The sequence below is a fragment of the Selenomonas sp. oral taxon 149 str. 67H29BP genome (genome assembly GCF_000146365.1).
GTDB lineage: Bacteria > Bacillota > Negativicutes > Selenomonadales > Selenomonadaceae > Centipeda > Centipeda felix.
Genome location: NZ_GL397087.1, coordinates 312,428 through 332,073, shown reverse-complemented (window position 1 = coordinate 332,073; position 19,646 = coordinate 312,428). Strand labels below are relative to the sequence as shown.

The window sequence follows — 19,646 nt, the reverse complement described above, 5'->3', positions numbered from 1 at the left end:
ACCCACGGTGGGGAGGAATGATGCGATGAATCATCTGCCATTTAAGAACTACATGGAGGATGCCGTCGATCACATGCTGAAGCGTCTTGCGCCGCAGTACCCCGACATCTGTATGTGCGATCGGTGCAGGACGGATATGATGATGATTGCCCTCAACAATCTGCCCCCGCGCTATGTGTCGACGCATAAGGGCGACGTCCTGAACCGCGCTGAGGGCATGGAGCTCCAATACGAGGTGGAGGTGCTCACAGAGACGGTGCGCGCAATGCAGATCGTCGATGGACAGCCGCATCATGGCCGTGATGAGGAGGGGCTCTGAGCGTGCCGACAGCTGCAAGAAAACACTCGTGGGGCGTGGCTCTGCGGGTGTTTTCTTGCGGTTGCGCGGCAGCTCTTTTTTTGATAAAATAAAAAAGCACGGCACAAACTTCGATGTTACCCGTGTTGTTTTTTGTGTTTTATCACAGAGAGGATTCTTTCATGTTCGCACAGATCAGGCGCGATATTCGCGTCGTTTTTGAGCGTGACCCGGCGGCGCAGAGCGTGATCGAGGTGGTGCTCTGCTACGGCGGGCTGCATGCCATCTGGCTGCACCGTATCGCCCACGCACTCTTTGTGCGCGGCTGGGTGCTGATTCCGCGCCTGATCTCGAACTTCGGGCGTTTTCTGACGGGGATTGAGATCCACCCGGGAGCGAGCATCGGCGAGGGGCTCTTTATCGACCACGGGACAGGCATTGTCATCGGGGAGACGGCGGAGATCGGGCGGAATGTCACGCTCTACCAGGGGGTGACCCTCGGTGGAACGGGCAAAGAAAAGGGAAAGCGCCATCCGACGCTCGGCAACAACGTCGTCGTGGCATCGGGTGCCAAGGTGCTTGGCTCGTTCACGGTGGGCGACCACGCCAAGATCGGTGCGGGCTCTGTTGTCCTGCGACCCGTTCCCGCACATGCCACAGTGGTTGGCATCCCGGGGCGCATTGTCGTGATGAAGGGACAGCGTGTCCGTACAGAGGCAGAGCTGCTGAGGGCACGCGCCTACTCCATAGACTGTGAGGAGAGTGCCGAGGAGATCGCGAGTGAGCTGGATGTTGACCTCGATCATGACATGCTGCCCGATCCGGAGGCGGAGATGATCGAACAGATGCGTCAGGAGATCGCCGCACTGAAGGCGCGGCTGGATGTCCTTGAAAAGCGTGAATAAGGAGATACGATGATTACTGTTTACAATACAATGACCCGAAAAAAAGAAGAGTTTCACCCGCTGCGTGAGGGCGAGGTCAGCATTTACTGCTGCGGTGTAACTCCCTATAATGACCCGCACATCGGAAATGCACGTCCCTTTGTGACGTGGGATGTCATACGCCGCTATCTCGCGCACAAGGGCTATCGCGTACGCTACATCCAGAACTTCACCGACGTGGATGATAAGATCATCCATGCGGCGAATCGCGAGGGCGTGACGTGGAAGGAGATCTCTGACCGCTATATCGCCGCCTACTTCACGGCGATGGATGCGCTGAATGTGCATCGTGCCGATGTATTCCCGCGCGTCTCCGAGACGATGGACGACATCATCCGCATGATCGAGACGCTGATCGAGCGCGGCTATGCCTACGTTACGGAGGCGGGCGACGTCTACTACAGCGTCGAGGCATTTGCTCCGTACGGATGCCTCAGCGGACGCAGTCTTGACGACATGGAGGCAGGTGCGCGCGTCGAGGTCAACGAGACGAAGCATCATCCGATGGACTTTGCTCTGTGGAAGGCGGCAAAGCCGGGCGAACCCTCGTGGGACAGCCCATGGGGGAAGGGACGCCCCGGCTGGCACATCGAGTGCTCGGCAATGTCTGTGAAGTATCTCGGTGAGGCGTTTGACTTCCACGGCGGCGGCAGCGATCTGATCTTCCCGCATCACGAGAATGAAATTGCACAGGCAGATCCATGCATCGACGCTGACATAAAATTTGCACGTTACTGGCTGCACAATGGCTTTATCACCATCGACAACGAGAAAATGTCGAAGTCGAAGAATAACTTCTTTACGGTCAAGGACATTCTGAAGGAATATCCGGGCGAGGTGATCCGTTTCTTCATCCTCCAGACCCATTACCGCAGCCCGCTCGATTTCAGCGATGAGCGGCTGAAGGAGGCACAGGCGGCTCTTGCGCGTCTGAAAGGCGCGAATGACGTGATCGACGAGCTCCTGAAACGGGAGGGAACAGCGGACACGGCGGCGGATCTTGCCGCGCAGGCGGAGACATTTCTGCGCGACTTTGATGCAGCGATGGACGACGATTTCAACACGGCACTTGCGATCAGTCAGATGTTTGGGCTCGCGAAGGAGATCAATCGCTATCATCAGGAGATCGAGCGCGGCGCAGCGTTTGACATGGCACATTTCCGCATGGCAGCCGAGGCATATCGCAAAATGGCCGGGATCATCGGCATCTTTGAGCAGGATGAGGCGGCTCCCGCAGACGATGGCCTGACTAATGCTATCATGGACTTTGTTATCTCCCTGCGGCAGGAAGCGCGTGCACAGAAGAACTGGGCACTTGCGGATAAGATTCGCGACGGGCTGAAGGAGGCGGGCGTTCTCATCGAGGACACGCCGACTGGTGTGCGCTGGAAGCGGGCGTAACAAGCGCATGAAGTTTGAACGCTTTCAGCAGCTCGTTCGCACGATGTTCCTGCCGGATGGCGACGGGAATCCCGCCGTGCGCTATGACCATGTGGATGCCGCCCAGGTGCATCCGCTCGTGCTTGCCTACATTGGCGACGCATATTTTCACCTCTATGTACGCATGCGTCTCCTCTCGTACGAACAGACGCAGGTGCAGGGGCTGCACGCATTCAGTGCTCAGATCGTCTCGGCGGTCTGGCAGGCACGCGCCTATCGCGGCATCGCCCCTATGCTGACCGAGGAGGAGCAAACGATCTACCGCCGTGCACGGAATACGAAGAGCCATGCGCCGCGCAGTGCATCAGTCGCGGATTACCATGCGAGTACGGGCTTTGAGGCGCTTCTCGGCAGCCTCTACATTCGCCATGAGACAGAGCGTCTCGAGGAGATTACAGAAGCGGCATTTCAGATCATTGCCAAGGCAATGATGGAGGAGATGCAGGGGGAAAAAAAGCATGGAAATTAAACTGATCTCGAAGACGCCGAATTACCTTAAAACTTGCTGGACAGCGGCGCGCACCTGCTACAGCGCAGACTCGCCCATCGAACTGCTCACGGAGGAAAAGACGGAGGAGGAGATGCTGCGTCTCCTCACGCGCATTATGACGAGCAAACATCTTTCTGTCGTCGAGCACTGCTCCATGACGTTTGCCGTTAAGGATGTGTCGCGCACGCTCCTCGCCCAATACAGCCGTCATCGCATCGGCGTTTCACTGAGCGTGCAGAGTCAGCGCTATGTCTCGGAGCAGTCCGAAAAGCAGACGGACGGGCTCTTTGAGCATGTCGTCCCGCAGACCGTGGCGGAAAACGCAGAGGCGTATGCACGCTATATGGCTTGTATGCAGGAGATCCAAAAGACATACGACGAGCTTCTCGCGCTCGGTGTCGCGAAGCAGGATGCGCGCTTTGTTCTGCCGGGCGGAGCGTGCACGAATTTCGTCACGACACTCAATCTGCGCTCCTTTATGGATGTCTATGAAAAGCGCGTCACAACCCCCGGGGCGCAGTGGGAAATCAAAGAGATGATGCTGCGGATGCGCGATCTCATCGTCGCAGAGGAGCCGTGGCTTGAAGCGTTTATCCCGCGCAGCTGATGGTGCAGAAGGTGAATCCGATGAAAGAAAAGCATGCACAGCGCAATGCTGTGCCGCAGGAGGAAAAGGCCCCGCCCATCTTGGCGGGACGGCATGCCATCATCGAGGCGATCAAGGCGGGGCGCGGCATCAACCGCATTCTGCTCGCCGACAATGTGCGCGGTGGTGGCGTCAACGAACTGCGGGATCTCGCACGCGAGCATGGCATCACGGTGGACACGGTCGGCCGCAGCAAGCTCGATGCCCTCGTGTCGCAGGATGTGCGGCATCAAGGGGCAGTCGCCTATGTTGCACCCGTCGCCTACGCTGCGGTGGAGGAGATCATCGCGGGCGCGCGGGCGCGCGGGGAGGATCCGCTCCTCCTGCTCCTCGACGGCATCGAGGATCCGCAGAATCTCGGCGCATTGCTCCGCACAGCAGATGCGGCCGGCGTCCACGGGATTCTTCTCCCGCGCCGCCACAGTGTCCCCCTGACGGAAACCGTCGCGCGCGTTTCGGCGGGGGCACTCGAATACGTGCCCGTTGCGCGCATCGGCAACATCGCACAGACCATGCGTGCGCTGAAAGAGCAGGGCTTTTGGATTGCGGGGGCGGATATGAGCGGCGAGGAGACCTATGACCATGCCAATCTCACAGGCGCTCTCGTCCTCGTCATCGGCAGCGAGGGACGCGGCATGAGCCGCCTCACGCGTGATCTCTGTGACTTTACCGTACGCCTGCCCATGGTGGGGAAGATCAACTCCCTCAATGCCTCCGTTGCGGGGGCGATCCTCATGTACGAGGCACAGCGGCAGCGCAGGGCAAAGGCTGCGGTGTGACATGACAGCGCAGCGGGAACCCGCGTACTACCTCATCGACGGCTACAACGTCATCAACGCGTGGCCGGAGCTCATTCGCCTGCGCAGCAACCTCGACGAGGCGCGTGATGTCCTCATCCGTATTTTGACGGAGTACGGTGCGTTTGAGAACTACGAGATGACCGTTGTCTTTGACGCATTTGCTACGGACGAAGAGGAGCATGCGCTGGAGATCAGCAGTCGTATGCGTGTCATCTATACAGCGACGGGGGAGACGGCGGACAGCTGCATCGAGAGGCTCGCCTATACAGCGGTGCGCATGGGACGTGAGGTACACGTCGTCACGTCGGACGGAGCAGAGCAGAGCCTTATCCTCGGGGCAGGCGCGTATCGCATTACCTCGCCCGAGCTGCGCCGTTCGGTAAAAAAGGCAAAAAAATTGATGCGTGCGGAGTACATCAGCACGCACACGAAACCGCTCGGGCGCATCGAGGTGCACGAACGGATCGACCGCGCGACACTGGCGCGGCTCGAAGAACTGCGGCGTAAAAAATAGGGGCTGTCGGCGAAGATGTTTCGCTGGACAGTCCCCATTTTTTACCACCGATGCGTCCTGCGCCAGAACGACGGCTGCAGGAGAATGAGCAGGGTGAAGATCTCAAGGCGGCCGAGGAGCATCGTGAGGCAGAGTATCGCCTTTGAGAAATCGGAGAGCGGTGCGTAGGTGGAGGTCGCGCTCACGATCCCAAATGCGGGGCCGATGTTGCCGATGGTCGTGATGGCGACGGCGACAGCATCGAACGGGAGAAGACCGTCCATGGCGAGCAGGAACGCCGTGACAAAGATGACGGCGAGGTAGAGAAAGAAAAATGTCCCGACGCGCAGCAGCATTGCGCCGTCGACATGTGCGCCCGTGAGCGTGATATCCACCACGCGGTTCGGATTCAGCTTTTGGAGGACGACGGCACGTGCGTTGCGCACGAGGAGGATGAGGCGTACCACCTTGATGCCGCTTGCTGTCGAGCCTGCGCAGCCGCCGATCACCATGAGGAGGAGCAGTACCATCTTGGAGAAGGTCGGCCACGTCTCAAAGTCCGCCGACACGAATCCCGTCGTCGACAGCGAGGTCACCTGAAAGATTGCGACGCGTGCCGCCATACTGCCGTCCATCCCCATCGAGAGGATGAGGTTGAGCGCGATGAGGAGCGTCGCCGCGAGAACGATGCCAAGATAGGTGCGAAACTCCGTGTTGTGCAGAATGACCGCAGGTCCCTTGACATAGGCACGGTAGTAGAGTGAGAAGCTGCCGCCTGCGAGGAACATGAAGAGCGCCGTCCACAGCTCGAATGGGAGATTGTGAAAGTGCATCGTGCTGTCGTCGTAGGTGGAGAATCCACAGGTTCCGATGGTGGACATTGCGTGGGCAAGAGCAATACTGAAATCGACACCGCACAGCATGAAAACAGCCGTTGTTATGATGGTGAAGATCAGATAAATTTTAAAGAGTGCGACGGTCATCTCGTGCAGGCGCGGCATGACGCGGTCGAGCGTCGGACCGCTGCCCTCGGCACTGTACATATAGATCGTGCTTGCCCCGGACTGCGGGAGCAGCGCGATAAAGATCACGATGATGCCGAGGCCGCCGATCCACGCCGTCATCATCCGCCAGAAGAGGATGCTGTACGGCACCCCATTGAGTGTGACAAAGACCGTCGCGCCCGTACCGGTAAAGCCCGAGATACTCTCAAAGAGTGCGTCGAGAAAACCGAGGTAGTGGCCGAGGAGGTAGGGAAGCATCCCGAGAAAAGTCCCCGTGAACCAGCCGAACGCTGTAATGGCGATCCCCTCGCGCGGGGTCAGATCATCGGAGCGTTCCCCGTAGCGGCGAAAGGCAATGCCGAAAAAAATGCTGACGAAGACGGACAGCATGAACGCCTCGCGGCTTGCCTCCTTGCCGACGATGGCGAGGACGAGGGGGATCGCGAGTGCCGCCGCCATCGCAAAGGAAAGGCGTGACAGAATATAGTTGACCGTATAGATATTCATAGCGTCCTACCAGTTATGCCCGGTGTCCTTGAACAGCGCACCGATGAAAAGGAAAAAGGCAAAAATCTCGATGCGTCCAAGGATCATGAGAAAGACACAGACGATCTTTGTCCATGCCGGGAGCGCCGCTGCTGTGTCCATGTGTACCAGCCCCGCGACACCGCCCGTCGTTGTGAGACAGGAGACCGTCAGGGCAATCGTCTCGATGGGGGCAAGGTTCGCCAGAGAGATGAGGAGACTGCTGACTGAAAAGACTGCAGCGAAGAAAAAAGAGAGGACGAGCACCCGTCCGACCGAGTGGATGGGGATCGGCATTCCCCCCTGCCGCACGGCGAATACAATGCGCGGGTGCAGGGTGCGCCGCAGTTCCGTCCATGAGAGTGCGAGCAGTACGAGCAGGCGCGAAATGCGGAAACCGCCTGCTGCCGAGCCCATGCAGCCGCCGATGATGGCGAGGAGCGTCAGGAGCAGCACAGCACCGCCGTGGACGGGGATCGCTCCCGCGAGCAGCAGCCCATTCGTGGAGAGAAAGGAAATGGCGTAGAAAAATCCGTGGGCAATGGCATCGATGGGGGAGGATGTGCTGCACAGAAGAGCTGGAATGGTGAGCGCCAATCCAGCGGCGAGAAAGAGCAGGCAAAAGGCGTGCAGCTCCGTGTGGCGCAGTACGTCCACCTCGCTGCGTCGGCGCAGGAGCTGTCGGATCGTGAGGAGCGGCAGTGCTGAGAGCAGAGCGCTGAGACCGCCGGCGAGCATCAGAGATGGTGTTGGCGGGAGGTCGCCCGCCATCGGCCCTGCCCCCGAGGCAATCGTATAGAGGGCGAGCAGCAGTGCTGAGAAGACCGTGTCGCCCGCCGCAAGATAGAGGAGAGCCGCAGCAATTGTGATGGCAATGTAGAGCAGCGTCATCTCGTGCATGGGGCGCGTCATGCGGTTCCAGAGAGGGCTGAAGAGCCGCTCCTGCCGCACCGAAAAATCCACGCCGAAGCAGCCGCTGACAACGGGCTGCACCGTCACAAGAATGACGACAAAGAGCAGTCCGCCGAACCAGCTCATGAGTCCGCGCCAGAGGAGGAGTGCGGGCGGCAGATTCTCGGGCAGTGCCGTCAGACCCGTCGTCGTAAGTGCTGAGATACATTCAAAGAAGGTATTGATCGGCGAGAGATGCAGCCCCGCCAGATGAAAGGGCAGCATGCCGAGCAGCGCGAGGAAAAACCACACGACGAGCAGAAAGAGCGTCCCTTCCTGCACGGATAACTGGCGCATGTGACTGCGCCCCATATTGCCGAACACCATGCCGAGGATAAAGGTCAGTACACTGAGAACGAGAAAAAAACCGGTCGAGGCATCGCCGACGATTATCCCATAGGCAAAGGGAATAAGATAGAGCGGAGCGAAGACGTACGCCGTGCGCCCCATGAGCACCCAAAAGAGATCAAAACGCATCAGTCGTCTCCAAAGTAGGTGAGAGCCTTATTGGCAAAACTCTTCAGGACGAAGAGAATGACACGGTCTCCCGGCTGCAGCTCCGTCGTGCCGTTCGGGATTGCCGCTTTCTCTCCGCGCACATAGGCACAGACGAGACATTCGCGCGGGAGCCGTGCATCCATCAGTTTTTTTCCTGCGACGGGAGCACCGGGGCGGACGATCACCTCGAGCGCCTCTGCACGTGCGCCCTCGAGCAGGGTGACACGCGCCACATCGCCGCCTCGCGCAAAGGCGAGCACCTCGCTTGCGGAGAGCAGACGCGCCGAGAGCGCGATGGTCACGCCGACCTTCTCCATGAGATCGATATACTCATTGCGGTTGACGCGCACCAATGACTTGATGCTGCTGTTTGAGAGATGGCGTGCGAGGAGGGCAAGCATCAGATTCAGCTTGTCGTCCTCCGTCAGGCAGACGATGGCATCCGCCTCGGCGATTCCCTCCTGCATCAGGAGATCCATATCCGTACCGTCGCCGCAGATTGCAAGGCCTGTTGACATCATTCCTGCGAGCAGCTCGCAGCGCTCGCGGCTGCGGTCGATCACCTTTACCTGTACCCCTTGACGCTCGAGCATGAGCGCGAGCGCACGTCCCGTTCGGCCCGCACCGATGATGGCGACGCGTGCGAGCTTCTTCGTGTCGCTGGGCACGAGGCTCTGGCTGAACTCCTCGATCCGCTCCTGCAGGCCGATGAAGTAGGCATTGTCACCTGGGAGAAACATATCATCGCCATGGGGGATAATCATTCGATGGTCACGAAAGATCAGCCCTGCCAAGACACCCTGCGGCAGGGTTAAGTCCTTGAGCGGAATGCGGGCGATCGGCGCATGACGGCGGATGCGCGTCTCGAAGAGCTGCACCTTGCCCTGTGCAAAATCCTCCACGTTGAGTGCGGCAGGGGTCATGAGGATGCGGTTGATTTCATTCGCCGTGATGAGCTCGGGGTTCAGCACGAGATCAATGTCAAAATTTTCCTTGAGATACTTGCCTGCCTCCACCGTGACCTTCATATCGCGGATGCGGGCAATCGTATGACGAATGCCGTGTTTCTTCGCGAGGACACAGGCGACGATGTTCACCTCATCGCTCTCCGTCACCGCGATGAGAATGTCCGCACTATTGATGTCGGGATCGTTCATCGTTATGGGGCTCGCGATATTTGCCTCGACCGTGAGCACATCGAGCGTCGTCTTCGCCGCCTCCAGCTGCTTTGACACGCCGTCCACCACGACGACGTCCATGCCCTCCTCCGAGAGCAGCGAGGCAATGCTGTATCCGAGCTGTCCCGCGCCTGCTACTACAATTCGCACATTCCTACCTCCTGCACACGATAAATCATGGCAAGTATACCACACTGCATGGCATGATGCCATATTTTAACCGATTTCGGCTCTCTGATAAATGTTATGGAATGTAAAATTTGGATTTGCTCATTGAATTGTCGCGAATCGGCTTGACAATGTCGGGCGTGATACATAATATAGTAATGTTGTGAGTTGGAAGAGTTTGCGCCAATAGAGAGAATTTGGCAGGCGTGGAGGTGGATGATTGGCGGCGATTACCTATGAGTTGATTCGGAAAGATCCTGCGACGGGTGCGCGTGCCGGTGTCATTCACACCCCCCATGGGAGCTTTCCAACACCGATCTTCATGCCGGTGGGGACGCAGGCGTCCGTCAAGGGCGTTTCACCCGATGAGCTGCGTGATCTCGGCGCGGGGATCATCCTCAGCAATACCTATCATCTCTTCCTGCGTCCCGGAATGGAGCTCGTGCGGGAGGCGGGCGGACTGCATCGCTTCATGCACTGGGACGGTGCGATCCTCACGGACAGCGGAGGATTTCAGGTGTTCAGCCTTGGCGACCTGCGCAAGATCACCGAGGAGGGGGCGACGTTCCGCTCGCATATTGACGGGGCGAAGAAATTCCTCTCGCCCGAGGTATCGATGGAGGTGCAGCGCGCGCTCGGCTCGGATATCGTCATGGCGTTTGACGAGTGCATTCCGTATCCTGCCGACCATGACTATGCGAAGGCCTCGACGGAGCGCACACAGCGCTGGCTCATCCGCTGTCGCGATGCGATGGCGGGCGCAGAGGAGCAGGGGCTTTTCGGCATCGTGCAGGGCGGGATGTACCGCGACCTGCGCGCATGGCACGCCGCCGCTGCAACGGAGCTCGATCTGCCGGGCTATGCCATCGGCGGGCTGAGCGTCGGCGAACCGCATGCACTGATGGAGGAGATCCTCTCCTATACGACAGAGCTTCTGCCCGAGGAGAAACCGCGCTACCTCATGGGTGTCGGGACCCCCGACTACCTCCTCACGGGGGTACGGCACGGCATCGACATGTTTGACTGCGTATTCCCGACGCGCGTGGCGCGCAACGGCATGGCAATGACATGGACGGGGCGGCTCGTGATGAAGAACGCGGCGTATGCGCATGACCATACCGTCATGGAGGACGGCTGCGGCTGCTATGCCTGCCGCAATGGGTACACGCGTGCGTACATCCGTCATCTCGTACGGGCGCAGGAGATCTTTGGACTGCGGCTGCTCTCCCTGCACAACCTCTACTTCCTGCAGGAGTTCATGCGGCGGATACGTGCGTCAATTTTGGATGGGATGTTTTTATCGTTTTATCAGGACTTTATGAGTCACTATCATAGAAATAAGTGAAGGAGTTGTCTTTATGGATGCAGAAATGATGGCACAGCTGAGTTCGTGGGGCCCGATTGTTATACTGGTGCTCTTCTTTTACTTTCTCCTCTACCGCCCGCAGAAGCAGGCACAGAAGAAGCGTGAGGAAATGCTCAGCCGTCTGAAGGTCGGCGATGCGGTCATTACGCTCGGCGGGATGCATGGCAGGATTACTGCGATTGATGAGAAAACCGTTACCCTCAGTGCTGCCGAGAACGTCAGCATCGTCTTTGAGCGCTCTGCGATCAGCGGCGTGAGTGAGGGACAGGAGTAAATCCGCTGTGATGGCAGAGGATATACGTGCTGAGAAAAAGGCCCTGCGGCGGGAGATGCTGAGCCGCCGCCGTGCAGTTTCACCGGAGCAGCGGACGCACGCGGGCGGCATCATTACGGCGCAGGTCCTGCCGGAACTGAAGCGGGCAGGAACAGTCATGCTCTATGCATCCATGCCGGAGGAGATTGATCTCTTTCCGCTGATGGAGAAGCTGATCTCTGCGGGGAAACGCATCGCTTTGCCCGAGATCACGGGGCGCGGCACAATGGAGGCACGGGAACTGGCTGCCATGGATGCTCTGATCGATGGTGCATTTGATATACCGACACCTGATCCTGCACGTGGGGCGCAGATTCCGCCCGAGGAGATCGATGTCGTCATCGTCCCCGGTGCGGCGTTTGATGCAGACGGCGGACGGCTGGGACTGGGCGGCGGATATTATGACCGCTTCCTGCCGCGTGCGGTGCATGCGGAACGTCTCGTTCTGGCATTTGATTTTCAGATCGTTCCTGCCGTTCCAATGGCGGCGTGGGATGCACGCGTCGATCGGATTCTAACCGAGCGGCGCAGCATGGACTGCCGAAACGGCAGAGTGAAAGAGGGGTAAAGGCTGTTGAGACAACATAGTCTGTTAAAGCTGGTGATTACGGTCGCCGTCATCATCGCAGCTTTTTTTGTGTGCGTTCGGCCGCTTGCGAGCTCCATACGACAGGGGCTTGACCTGCAGGGCGGTACACACGTCGTCCTGGAGGCGGTCGATACGGAGCAGGCACAGGTCAACGACGATGCGATGAACCGCGTGGTGGCGATCATGGAGAAGCGCGTCAATGCACTTGGCCTCACCGAGCCGATCATCCAGCGCGAGGGTGAGCGGCGCGTCATCATCGAGCTGCCGGGCGTCAAGGATCCTGATGCGGCAATCAAGACCATCGGAAAGACGGCGATGCTCGAGTTCCGTGATGAGGAAGGAAATACCGTCCTGACCGGTACCGATCTGAAAGATGCACAGGCATCGACGAATCCGCAGACGGGGCAGAACGTCGTCAACCTCGAGTTCTCGGATGAGGGCGCACAGAAATTCGCCGACCTGACGATGAAGAACGTCGGGCGTACGATTGCGATCCTGCTTGACGGAGAGGTGCTCACCGCGCCGAACGTACGCGAGCCGATCCTCGGCGGGCGTGCGGAGATCACGGGACAGAAGACGCTCGAGGAGGCACAGAACCTCGCCGTCGTCCTGCGCAGCGGCGCACTGCCCGTGAAGGTCGAGATCATCGAGACACGCACGGTCGGTCCGACTCTCGGACAGGACTCGAAGGACAAGTCTCAGTTCGCCTTTGCGGTTGGTCTTGGTGCGGTCGTCTTCTTCATGGTTTTCTTCTATCATTTCTCGGGGTTCATTGCCGACGTGGCACTGATGGCATATACGATCATGCTGCTCGGTATCCTCTACCTGATGGATGCAACCCTGACTCTCCCGGGCGTTGCGGGCATCATCCTCTCCATCGGCATGGCGGTGGATGCGAACGTGCTCATCTTTGAGCACTTCAAAGAGGAGTATCAGATCAATGGGAAGTCCCTGCGCCTTGCCATGGACGCGGGGTTCAAGCGTGCATTTACAACGATCTTTGACTCGAATGTCACGACGCTGATCGCAGCGGGCGTACTCTTCTTCCTCGGAACGGGGACGATACGCGGCTTTGCCATCACGCTCGGCGTCGGCACAATTCTCTCCATGTTCACGGCGATCACGCTGACGCAGTTCATGCTCAAGCTGATGATCAACTCGAAACTGTCAGAGAATCCGCGCCTCTATGGTGCGACGGGCTTCATGCTCGGAGGAAAGAAGGGGGCTGAGAAGAATGCCTAAGTTCGATATCGCAGGACATCGCAAAATATGGTTTCTGATCTCGCTGCTCGTCATTATCCCGGGGATTATCTGTATGTGCGTGCGCGGCTTCAACTTCGGCATCGACTTCACGGGCGGCACGATCATGGATCTGCGCTTTGAGCAGCCTGTGACCTTGCAGGGGGTGCGCAGCAGCCTCGCAAAGTACGATCTGGACGGCAGCACGATCCAGTTTGCAGGTGCAGAGGCGGGAATTGATGCCTCTGAGAACGTGATGATCCGCACGATCGACCTCGAGGAGAACCAGCGCAAAGAGGTCATGGCATCACTCACGCAGGATGTCGGTCCCTATACGGTGCTGCGCGAGGAAAAGGTCGGTGCGACCATCGGCGGCGAGCTGATCACGAATGCCGTGCTTGCACTCGTGATCTCATGGGCACTCATCATCCTCTATGTCGCGTATCGCTTTGAGTGGCGTTTTGGTGTGTCGGCCGTGCTCGCGCTCATCCATGACATCATCATCGTCATGGCAGTCTTTTCGTTCACGCAGCGGCAGATTGACTCTTCGTTTATCGCCGCTCTGCTGACGATTGTCGGATACTCCATCAACGATACCATCGTTATCTTTGACCGTATCCGTGAGAATCTGAAACTGCATTTCCGCCGCGGCGGGGATGTGAACGAGCTGGTCAACCGTTCCATCTATCAGACGCTGACCCGCTCGCTCTATACGGTGTTCACGGTGCTGTTCACGACGTTCGCCCTGTATTGGTTCGGCGGCGAGACGACGAAGGACTTTGCCTTTGCACTGCTCATCGGTTTTGCGGTCGGCTGCTATTCCTCCATCTTCATTGCGAGCCAGCTCTGGATTGAGCTGCGCAATCGGACGGAGCATCGCCGCCCCGCGGTAAAACCTGCAGCGGCGGAGTGATTTCATAGGGAAAGAGCCTGCTTGGGTCGCTGAGCAGGCTCTTTTGATGAGGTGGGAAGAGGAGGAGAAAAACGTGCTGAAAGAATGGATCGTCGCACAGCATACAGACGAGGGGGACGCGCTCGCCGCAGAGATCGGCGTCACGTCCATCATCGGACAGCTCCTCTGGCAGCGCGGCATCCGCACGGCAGAGGAAGCGCGAGCTTTTCTCCACCCCGCGGATACGCCGTTTCATGATCCCTTTCTCATGGCGGATATGGAGCGCGGGGCAGAGCGCGTCCTGTGTGCCGTCCGCCGTGACGAGCCGATCGTGATCTACGGGGACTACGACGTGGACGGCATGACGGCAACCGCCCTCCTGATGCGGAGTATCCGCACGCTTGGCGGCAATGTCTCCTACTATATCCCGAACCGTTTCACGGAGGGCTATGGGCTGAACGCCGATGCCCTGCAGCAGATCGCGGGGGAGGGTTGCCGCCTTCTTGTGACGGTGGACTGCGGCATTGCCTCGGTGGATACTGTGGCAGAGGCGGCGGGCGGCATGGACATCGTCATCACGGATCATCATCTGCCGGGGCAGATGCTCCCGCCTGCCTATGCCGTGATGAACCCGCATCGTGCAGACTGCGCCTATCCGGAGAAGAATCTCGCAGGTGTTGGTGTCGCGTTTAAGCTCGTTCAGGCACTTTGGCAGATGGAGAGAAAGGAGTCCTTTGCAGAGTATCTGGACATCGCGGCACTCGGCACGGTCGCCGATCTTGTGCCGCTCGTCGGCGAGAACCGAAAAATTGTGCAGATGGGACTGCGGCAGATGGCAGAGCACCCCTGTGTTGGCATCCGCGCCCTCATCGAGGTCGCGGGGCTTGCGGACAAGAGCATCAACACGGGACAGGTCGGATTCCAGCTTGCCCCGCGTCTCAATGCGGCAGGCCGTCTTGAGACAGCACGTCATGGGGCAGAGCTCCTTCTGACCGAGGATACGGCGTGTGCCTCCCGCATGGCAGGAGAGCTGAATGCACTCAATACGGAGCGGCGTGATCTGGAGCAGGACATCTTGGCGGAGGCGGAGCGGCAGCTGGCGGATTTCACTCCCGATGTTCCTGCCATTGTCGTGGCAGGAGAGGAATGGAACGCAGGCGTAATCGGCATCGTGGCATCTCGCCTGGTCGAAAAATATTATCGACCGAGCATTGTCCTCACGCGTCTGGACGATGTCTATAAGGGCTCATGCCGCAGCATCGCGGGACTGCATCTCTATGAGTCACTTTCCGCCTGTCGTGACACCCTCATCCAGTTCGGCGGACATGCTATGGCGGCAGGACTGACACTTTCCTGTGAACGTCTCTCGGACTTTCGCCGTGCCTTTTCGGAGGTGGTGCGCACCAGACTGACCGCGCAGGACTTTATCCCGAAGGTCGCCGTTTCTGCTCTTGCCGCTCCTGCGGACTGGACCGTCGAGACAGTGGAGGAACTGGCTCTGCTGGAGCCGTATGGGATGGGAAATCCGCGCCCGATCTTCGGCGTGCGGAACGTCCGTCCGCAGAAGGCATCGTCTATCGGTGCGGAGGGAAAGCATCTGCGCATGGACATCGGCACGCGGGAGCATCACATCACGGCACTTTACTGGAATGCGGGCGATCTCGCGACAGTGCTGACGGAGGAGGACAGCGACCTCGCCTATACGCCGGGCATCAACGAGTGGCAGGGCGAACGCTCCGTGCAGTGCATGGTGGATACGGTCACGCCCGCCGCACACGAACGCATCTTTCCGGAGCGGGAACTGCTTCGCAGGATCTATGCCTTCCTGCGTTCTCTTGCGGCGGAGGATGGGACGATACGAGGGAGTGCACCTGTGCTTACTCACCGCTTTTCATATACGATGGAACATATCTCACATTACACGATGGACTGCGCCCTGCAGATCTTTTTGGAGCTCGGCGTGCTGAATGTATCGTCTGAGGGGTGGAATTTTGTTCCGCCGCGGGGTACAATGGAGCTGATGGATGCGCCGACCTATCGTCAGCATCAGGAGAGAAAGGAGGCGACAAAAAATGTCGGATGAACTGAAACCTGTGACACTCGATATGATCCTGGAGGAAATTGCCGCATATCAGCCAAACGCGGATATCAACAAAATTATACGCGCCTACGAATTTGCGGCAAACGCTCATCGGGGACAGGAACGTGTCTCGGGTGAGCCATATATCGTCCATCCCATGCACGTCGCCTATATCCTTACAACGCTCCATCTTGACGATGAGACGATATGCGCCGCATTTCTGCACGACGTGGTGGAGGACACACAGACCACCCTCGAGGAGATCGAGGCGGTATTCGGAAAAAACGTCATGACGCTCATTGACGGCGTGACGAAACTCGGGCGCATTGAGTCCATGTCCAAGGAGGATGTCAAACTCGAGAACTACCGCAAGATGTTTCTCGCCATGGCGAAGGACATCCGCGTCATCATGATTAAGCTTGCCGACCGTCTGCACAACATGCGCACGCTGAAGTATATGCGCGAGGACAAACGCCAGCGCATCGCGCGGGAGACACTCGAAGTCTATGCGCCGCTCGCGAATCGTCTCGGCATCTCCGGCATCAAGGCGGAGCTCGAGGATCTTTGCCTGCGGTATTTGGAACCCGAGGCATACTATACGCTCGTGGAAGAGGTTAAGCAGAAGCGGCGTGAGCGGCAGGAATTTATTCAGGATGCCGTTCAAAAAATCCGTGCCCAGCTTGAGACGGCGGGAATCGAGGCAGAGATCAAGGGCCGCGCGAAGCATTTTTACAGCATCTATCGCAAGATGAAGCGGGATAACAAGAGCATCAATGAGATCTACGACCTCTCAGCGGTGCGCGTCCTCGTCTCGACGGTCAAGGACTGCTACGGTGTGCTCGGCGTCATCCACGCGATGTGGAAGCCGATCCCGGGGCGGTTCAAGGACTATATTGCCATGCCGAAGTCCAACGGCTATCAGTCCCTGCATACGACCGTCATGACGGAGGGGGATCCGCTCGAGATCCAGATCCGCACCAAGGCGATGCACCAGATCTCCGAGTTCGGTATTGCGGCGCACTGGAAGTACAAGGAGGCGGGGCGGAGCGTCGGCGCGGGCGATGAGAACGATCAAAAGATGTCGTGGCTGCGTCAGATGGTCAGCCTCCAGAAGGAATACGACGATCCGAAGGAATTCTTTGAGGCGCTGAAGCTCGACGTGTTCTCCGACGAGGTCTTTGTCTTTACGCCGCGCGGTGATGTCATTGATCTGCCGAAAGGCTCGAACCCCATCGACTTTGCCTATCACATCCACACGGAGATCGGGCATCACTGCGTCGGCGCCAAGGTCAACGGGAAGATCGTGCCGCTCGAATACAAGCTGAAGAACGGCGACATCGTCTCCATCGTCACGAACAAGGCGAGCAGCGGACCGAGCCCCGACTGGCTGAACACCGTTGCCTCCTCGGCGACGCGCGGGAAGATACGCGCATGGTTCAAACGGGAGAACCGCGAGGCAAACATCGAGCGCGGCATGACCCTCATTCGCGATGAGGCAAAGCGTCTTGGCTATGCGGCAAAGGATCTCATGACGGATGGGCGACTTGCCAAGGTCGCGGAAAAGCTCAATGTGCAGAGCGAGGACGATCTGCTCGCCGCACTCGGCTACGGCGGTGTCAGCCTGCGCGGAGCGATGACGAAGCTGATTGAGCTCTATCAGCAGGCAATCAAGGACAGCACACCGCCAGAGGTCTCGCAGATGCTCTCGGAGCTCAAGGCGCCACGCCGTGGCAAGCGGAAAAAGGCAAGTCATGGCGTCCTCGTCGAAGGGGAGGGCGGCTACCTCGTGCGCCTCGCGCGCTGCTGCAACCCTGTCCCGGGCGACCCAATCACGGGCTACATCACGCGCGGACGGGGCGTCTCCGTGCACCGCTCCGACTGCCCGAACGTCCTCAACGACACCGAGTTTACGCGCATGATCGAGGTGAGCTGGGACATCGGTCTGGACAAGGAGTACACCGTCGGCATCGAGATCATCTGCAACGACCGCAACGGGATGCTCTCGGAGATCCTCGCCGTGCCGTCTGAGATGAAGATCAACATCCAGACCATCAACGCCACACCGAACCGCCGCAATAAAACCTCCACCGTCCAGCTCGGACTCAGCGTCAGCAACATCGACCAGATCGAGCGAGTCATGACGCGTGTCCGCCAGCTCAAGGACGTCTACCGCGTCACACGCACCCTAGGTGCAGGCAGCGGAGAGGGGTAACGGAAGCACCCCCGTATGTCGGAAGAGCATTCGATATATGGGGGTGCTCTTTGTTGAGAAAACAATGTGCCTACTGGAAGAAATACGTGATGTCTGATAAAATAAAAGGAAATGAACGAAAGAAAGGAGCTAGCGATCATGGATCCTGCAATTAAACAGCCACCAGATGGATCGTGAGGCGCGACATCGGCTCTATGAGAAGTATCATATCGAATAGCAGATCATACGAGAGAGAATGGGAAAAAGAGGTGTATCTTGCTCGTCGGAATACAGGATGAGATTCTGCGGCTGCACGCGAAGGGCCTCCTTGCCCCGTTTCTCGCGGATAAGACGACCAAACGGAATATCATTTGGGCGACGGACGCCTACCGTTCCCTCGGTTTTCCGTACGAGCGGACACAGGAGATCCGATCTGCCCTGATTACGGGAGAGCACTCGGATGTGATCAAGACGCGGGCGCGCAAGGAGATGGAACAGCAGTCGGAGCGCACGCGCCGTCATGCTGAGGTGTTTACCCCGCTTGCCGTCTGTCGGCAGATGATCGGTGATGTGGATGCCGCGTACTTCGGTGGAGCGGATCCATTCATGGCAGACGGTGTACCGTCCGCGCGCGTCAGTTTCCCGCGCCGAAGAAAGTGGCAGCACTATGTCGCGATGCACGGCGGCTTGAGATCACCTGCGGCGAGGTACCCTATCTCGTGCACCGCTATGATGTCGCGACGATGGAGGGCGTACCACTCGCGGAGCGGCAGGGCGTTCTTGACCGTAAACTGCGCATCGTGTGCGAGAATACCGCGGATGAAACGGAATGGATGCGGTGGACAGTGCGCGCCTATCAGGCGACGTATGGCTACGAGTTCCAAGGGGACAATCTCCTCATGACGTTCGAGAAGTATCTGCGTGCACGCTGGCGGCGAAAGCCGACAGCACAGGAGTACCGCGCCATCATCCGCACGATAGTGTGGAATCTCTGGCAGATGGACGGGATACGTGGGTCGATTCCCTATGCCGAGGAGAGTGAGCCGATGGAGCTGATGCTCTTTGATCTGCCCGAGGAGATCGAGGAACTCCGACTGTTCCCCGCGCATACGGGAGAGATGCCGCCTGTGCGCATCTATGACTGGCGGCGGAAGAGCGGACTGGAGTATCGTAGGGTGAATACGGGGGGAAGAACAATGAAGTTTGATTTTGTGATTGGAAATCCGCCGTATCAGGATGAATCTAATGGAGATTTGCGTAATTATGCTCCTCCGATTTATCATTTATTTCTTTATGAAGCATATAAAGTTGCTGATAAAGTTGAACTTATACATCCTGCAAGGTTTCTGTTTAATGCAGGGTCGACGCCGAAGGCGTGGAACGAAAAGATGTTGCAAGATCCACATTTCAAAGTGTTGGAATATGAGGAAGACAGTGACAAAGTTTTCCCAAATTTGTCCACACCAATCAAAGGCGGTATTGTAATCACTTATCGAGATGAGAAAAAGAAATATGGGTTCATTGTAAAATGAAATCGGACC

The 19,646-nt window shown here is 58.2% G+C and carries 19 protein-coding genes; 15 read left to right on the top strand and 4 right to left on the bottom strand.

Annotated elements, in window-relative coordinates:
- Positions 1 to 25: 25 nt before the first annotated feature.
- The 7 genes from HMPREF9166_RS01565 to HMPREF9166_RS01535 all read left to right on the top strand — a co-directional run bounded on the left by HMPREF9166_RS01565 (position 26) and on the right by HMPREF9166_RS01535 (position 5,132).
- A complete protein-coding gene (locus tag HMPREF9166_RS01565) occupies positions 26 to 319 on the top strand; it encodes a late competence development ComFB family protein (protein WP_009442287.1) in 294 nt (97 codons plus the stop codon).
- A 161-nt stretch (positions 320 to 480) separates the two neighbouring features.
- On the top strand, positions 481 to 1,203 hold the full coding sequence (gene cysE / locus HMPREF9166_RS01560) for a serine O-acetyltransferase (protein ID WP_039980823.1): 723 nt from the start codon (positions 481 to 483) through the stop codon (positions 1,201 to 1,203).
- Between the two features lie 9 nt (positions 1,204 to 1,212).
- Positions 1,213 to 2,643: a cysteine--tRNA ligase gene (gene cysS / locus HMPREF9166_RS01555; protein ID WP_009442285.1), complete on the top strand. Its 1,431-nt coding sequence runs from the start codon at positions 1,213 to 1,215 to the stop codon at positions 2,641 to 2,643.
- 7 nt (positions 2,644 to 2,650) lie between these two features.
- Positions 2,651 to 3,151 (top strand): Mini-ribonuclease 3, encoded by a 501-nt coding sequence (locus tag HMPREF9166_RS01550; RefSeq protein WP_009442284.1) that lies wholly within the window; start codon positions 2,651 to 2,653, stop codon positions 3,149 to 3,151.
- Positions 3,141 to 3,779, top strand: a complete 639-nt coding sequence (gene thyX, locus HMPREF9166_RS01545) for an FAD-dependent thymidylate synthase (RefSeq protein ID WP_009442282.1) — start codon at positions 3,141 to 3,143, stop codon at positions 3,777 to 3,779. Before HMPREF9166_RS01550 ends, thyX begins: the two co-directional genes overlap by 11 nt.
- 20 nt (positions 3,780 to 3,799) lie before the next feature.
- Positions 3,800 to 4,597 carry a 23S rRNA (guanosine(2251)-2'-O)-methyltransferase RlmB gene (gene rlmB, locus HMPREF9166_RS01540; protein WP_039981511.1) on the top strand — a complete coding sequence of 266 codons (798 nt, stop codon included), beginning with the start codon at positions 3,800 to 3,802 and terminating at the stop codon, positions 4,595 to 4,597.
- Position 4,598: 1 nt separating this feature from the next.
- Complete coding sequence (locus HMPREF9166_RS01535) at positions 4,599 to 5,132, top strand: NYN domain-containing protein (protein ID WP_009442280.1); 534 nt, start codon at positions 4,599 to 4,601, stop codon at positions 5,130 to 5,132.
- 41 nt (positions 5,133 to 5,173) lie between these two features.
- On the opposite strand, the gene HMPREF9166_RS01530 is transcribed toward HMPREF9166_RS01535, so the two are convergent.
- From HMPREF9166_RS01530 to trkA, 3 genes are read right to left on the bottom strand one after another with little or no spacing between them, the layout of a single operon-like run.
- Positions 5,174 to 6,622 carry a TrkH family potassium uptake protein gene (locus HMPREF9166_RS01530; protein ID WP_009442279.1) on the bottom strand — a complete coding sequence of 483 codons (1,449 nt, stop codon included), beginning with the start codon at positions 6,620 to 6,622 and terminating at the stop codon, positions 5,174 to 5,176.
- 6 nt (positions 6,623 to 6,628) lie between these two features.
- A complete protein-coding gene (locus tag HMPREF9166_RS01525; protein WP_009442278.1) occupies positions 6,629 to 8,068 on the bottom strand; it encodes a TrkH family potassium uptake protein in 1,440 nt (479 codons plus the stop codon).
- Entirely contained in the window at positions 8,068 to 9,417 is a 1,350-nt protein-coding gene (gene trkA, locus HMPREF9166_RS01520; RefSeq protein WP_009442277.1) for a Trk system potassium transporter TrkA, read from the bottom strand. The genes HMPREF9166_RS01525 and trkA overlap by 1 nt, the downstream gene beginning before the upstream one ends.
- 238 nt (positions 9,418 to 9,655) lie before the next feature.
- Here trkA and tgt point away from each other — a divergent pair, with 238 nt between their 5' ends.
- The 7 genes from tgt to HMPREF9166_RS01485 all read left to right on the top strand — a co-directional run bounded on the left by tgt (position 9,656) and on the right by HMPREF9166_RS01485 (position 18,126).
- Entirely contained in the window at positions 9,656 to 10,780 is a 1,125-nt protein-coding gene (gene tgt / locus HMPREF9166_RS01515; RefSeq protein ID WP_009442276.1) for a tRNA guanosine(34) transglycosylase Tgt, read from the top strand.
- Positions 10,781 to 10,793: 13 nt separating this feature from the next.
- A complete protein-coding gene (yajC, locus tag HMPREF9166_RS01510; RefSeq protein WP_006691249.1) occupies positions 10,794 to 11,075 on the top strand; it encodes a preprotein translocase subunit YajC in 282 nt (93 codons plus the stop codon).
- Positions 11,076 to 11,085: 10 nt separating this feature from the next.
- Positions 11,086 to 11,682, top strand: coding sequence for a 5-formyltetrahydrofolate cyclo-ligase (locus HMPREF9166_RS01505; protein WP_006691248.1), 597 nt, complete (start codon positions 11,086 to 11,088; stop codon positions 11,680 to 11,682).
- Positions 11,683 to 11,715: 33 nt separating this feature from the next.
- A complete protein-coding gene (secD, locus tag HMPREF9166_RS01500) occupies positions 11,716 to 12,945 on the top strand; it encodes a protein translocase subunit SecD (RefSeq protein WP_009442275.1) in 1,230 nt (409 codons plus the stop codon).
- Positions 12,938 to 13,855, top strand: coding sequence for a protein translocase subunit SecF (secF, locus tag HMPREF9166_RS01495; protein ID WP_009442274.1), 918 nt, complete (start codon positions 12,938 to 12,940; stop codon positions 13,853 to 13,855). Before secD ends, secF begins: the two co-directional genes overlap by 8 nt.
- A gap of 73 nt (positions 13,856 to 13,928) precedes the next feature.
- Positions 13,929 to 15,917 carry a single-stranded-DNA-specific exonuclease RecJ gene (gene recJ, locus HMPREF9166_RS01490; RefSeq protein ID WP_175279220.1) on the top strand — a complete coding sequence of 663 codons (1,989 nt, stop codon included), beginning with the start codon at positions 13,929 to 13,931 and terminating at the stop codon, positions 15,915 to 15,917.
- Entirely contained in the window at positions 15,907 to 18,126 is a 2,220-nt protein-coding gene (locus HMPREF9166_RS01485; protein ID WP_009442272.1) for a bifunctional (p)ppGpp synthetase/guanosine-3',5'-bis(diphosphate) 3'-pyrophosphohydrolase, read from the top strand. Before recJ ends, HMPREF9166_RS01485 begins: the two co-directional genes overlap by 11 nt.
- Positions 18,127 to 18,330: 204 nt before the next feature.
- Here the strand turns inward: HMPREF9166_RS01485 and HMPREF9166_RS12835 are convergent, their stop codons facing one another.
- Positions 18,331 to 18,786 carry a hypothetical protein gene (locus HMPREF9166_RS12835; RefSeq protein WP_254654999.1) on the bottom strand — a complete coding sequence of 152 codons (456 nt, stop codon included), beginning with the start codon at positions 18,784 to 18,786 and terminating at the stop codon, positions 18,331 to 18,333.
- Between HMPREF9166_RS12835 and HMPREF9166_RS01480 the strand changes: the two genes are divergently transcribed.
- Positions 18,762 to 19,637 (top strand): Eco57I restriction-modification methylase domain-containing protein, encoded by an 876-nt coding sequence (locus HMPREF9166_RS01480; protein ID WP_050749685.1) that lies wholly within the window; start codon positions 18,762 to 18,764, stop codon positions 19,635 to 19,637. The genes HMPREF9166_RS12835 and HMPREF9166_RS01480 overlap by 25 nt on opposite strands.
- Positions 19,638 to 19,646: the final 9 nt, after the last annotated feature.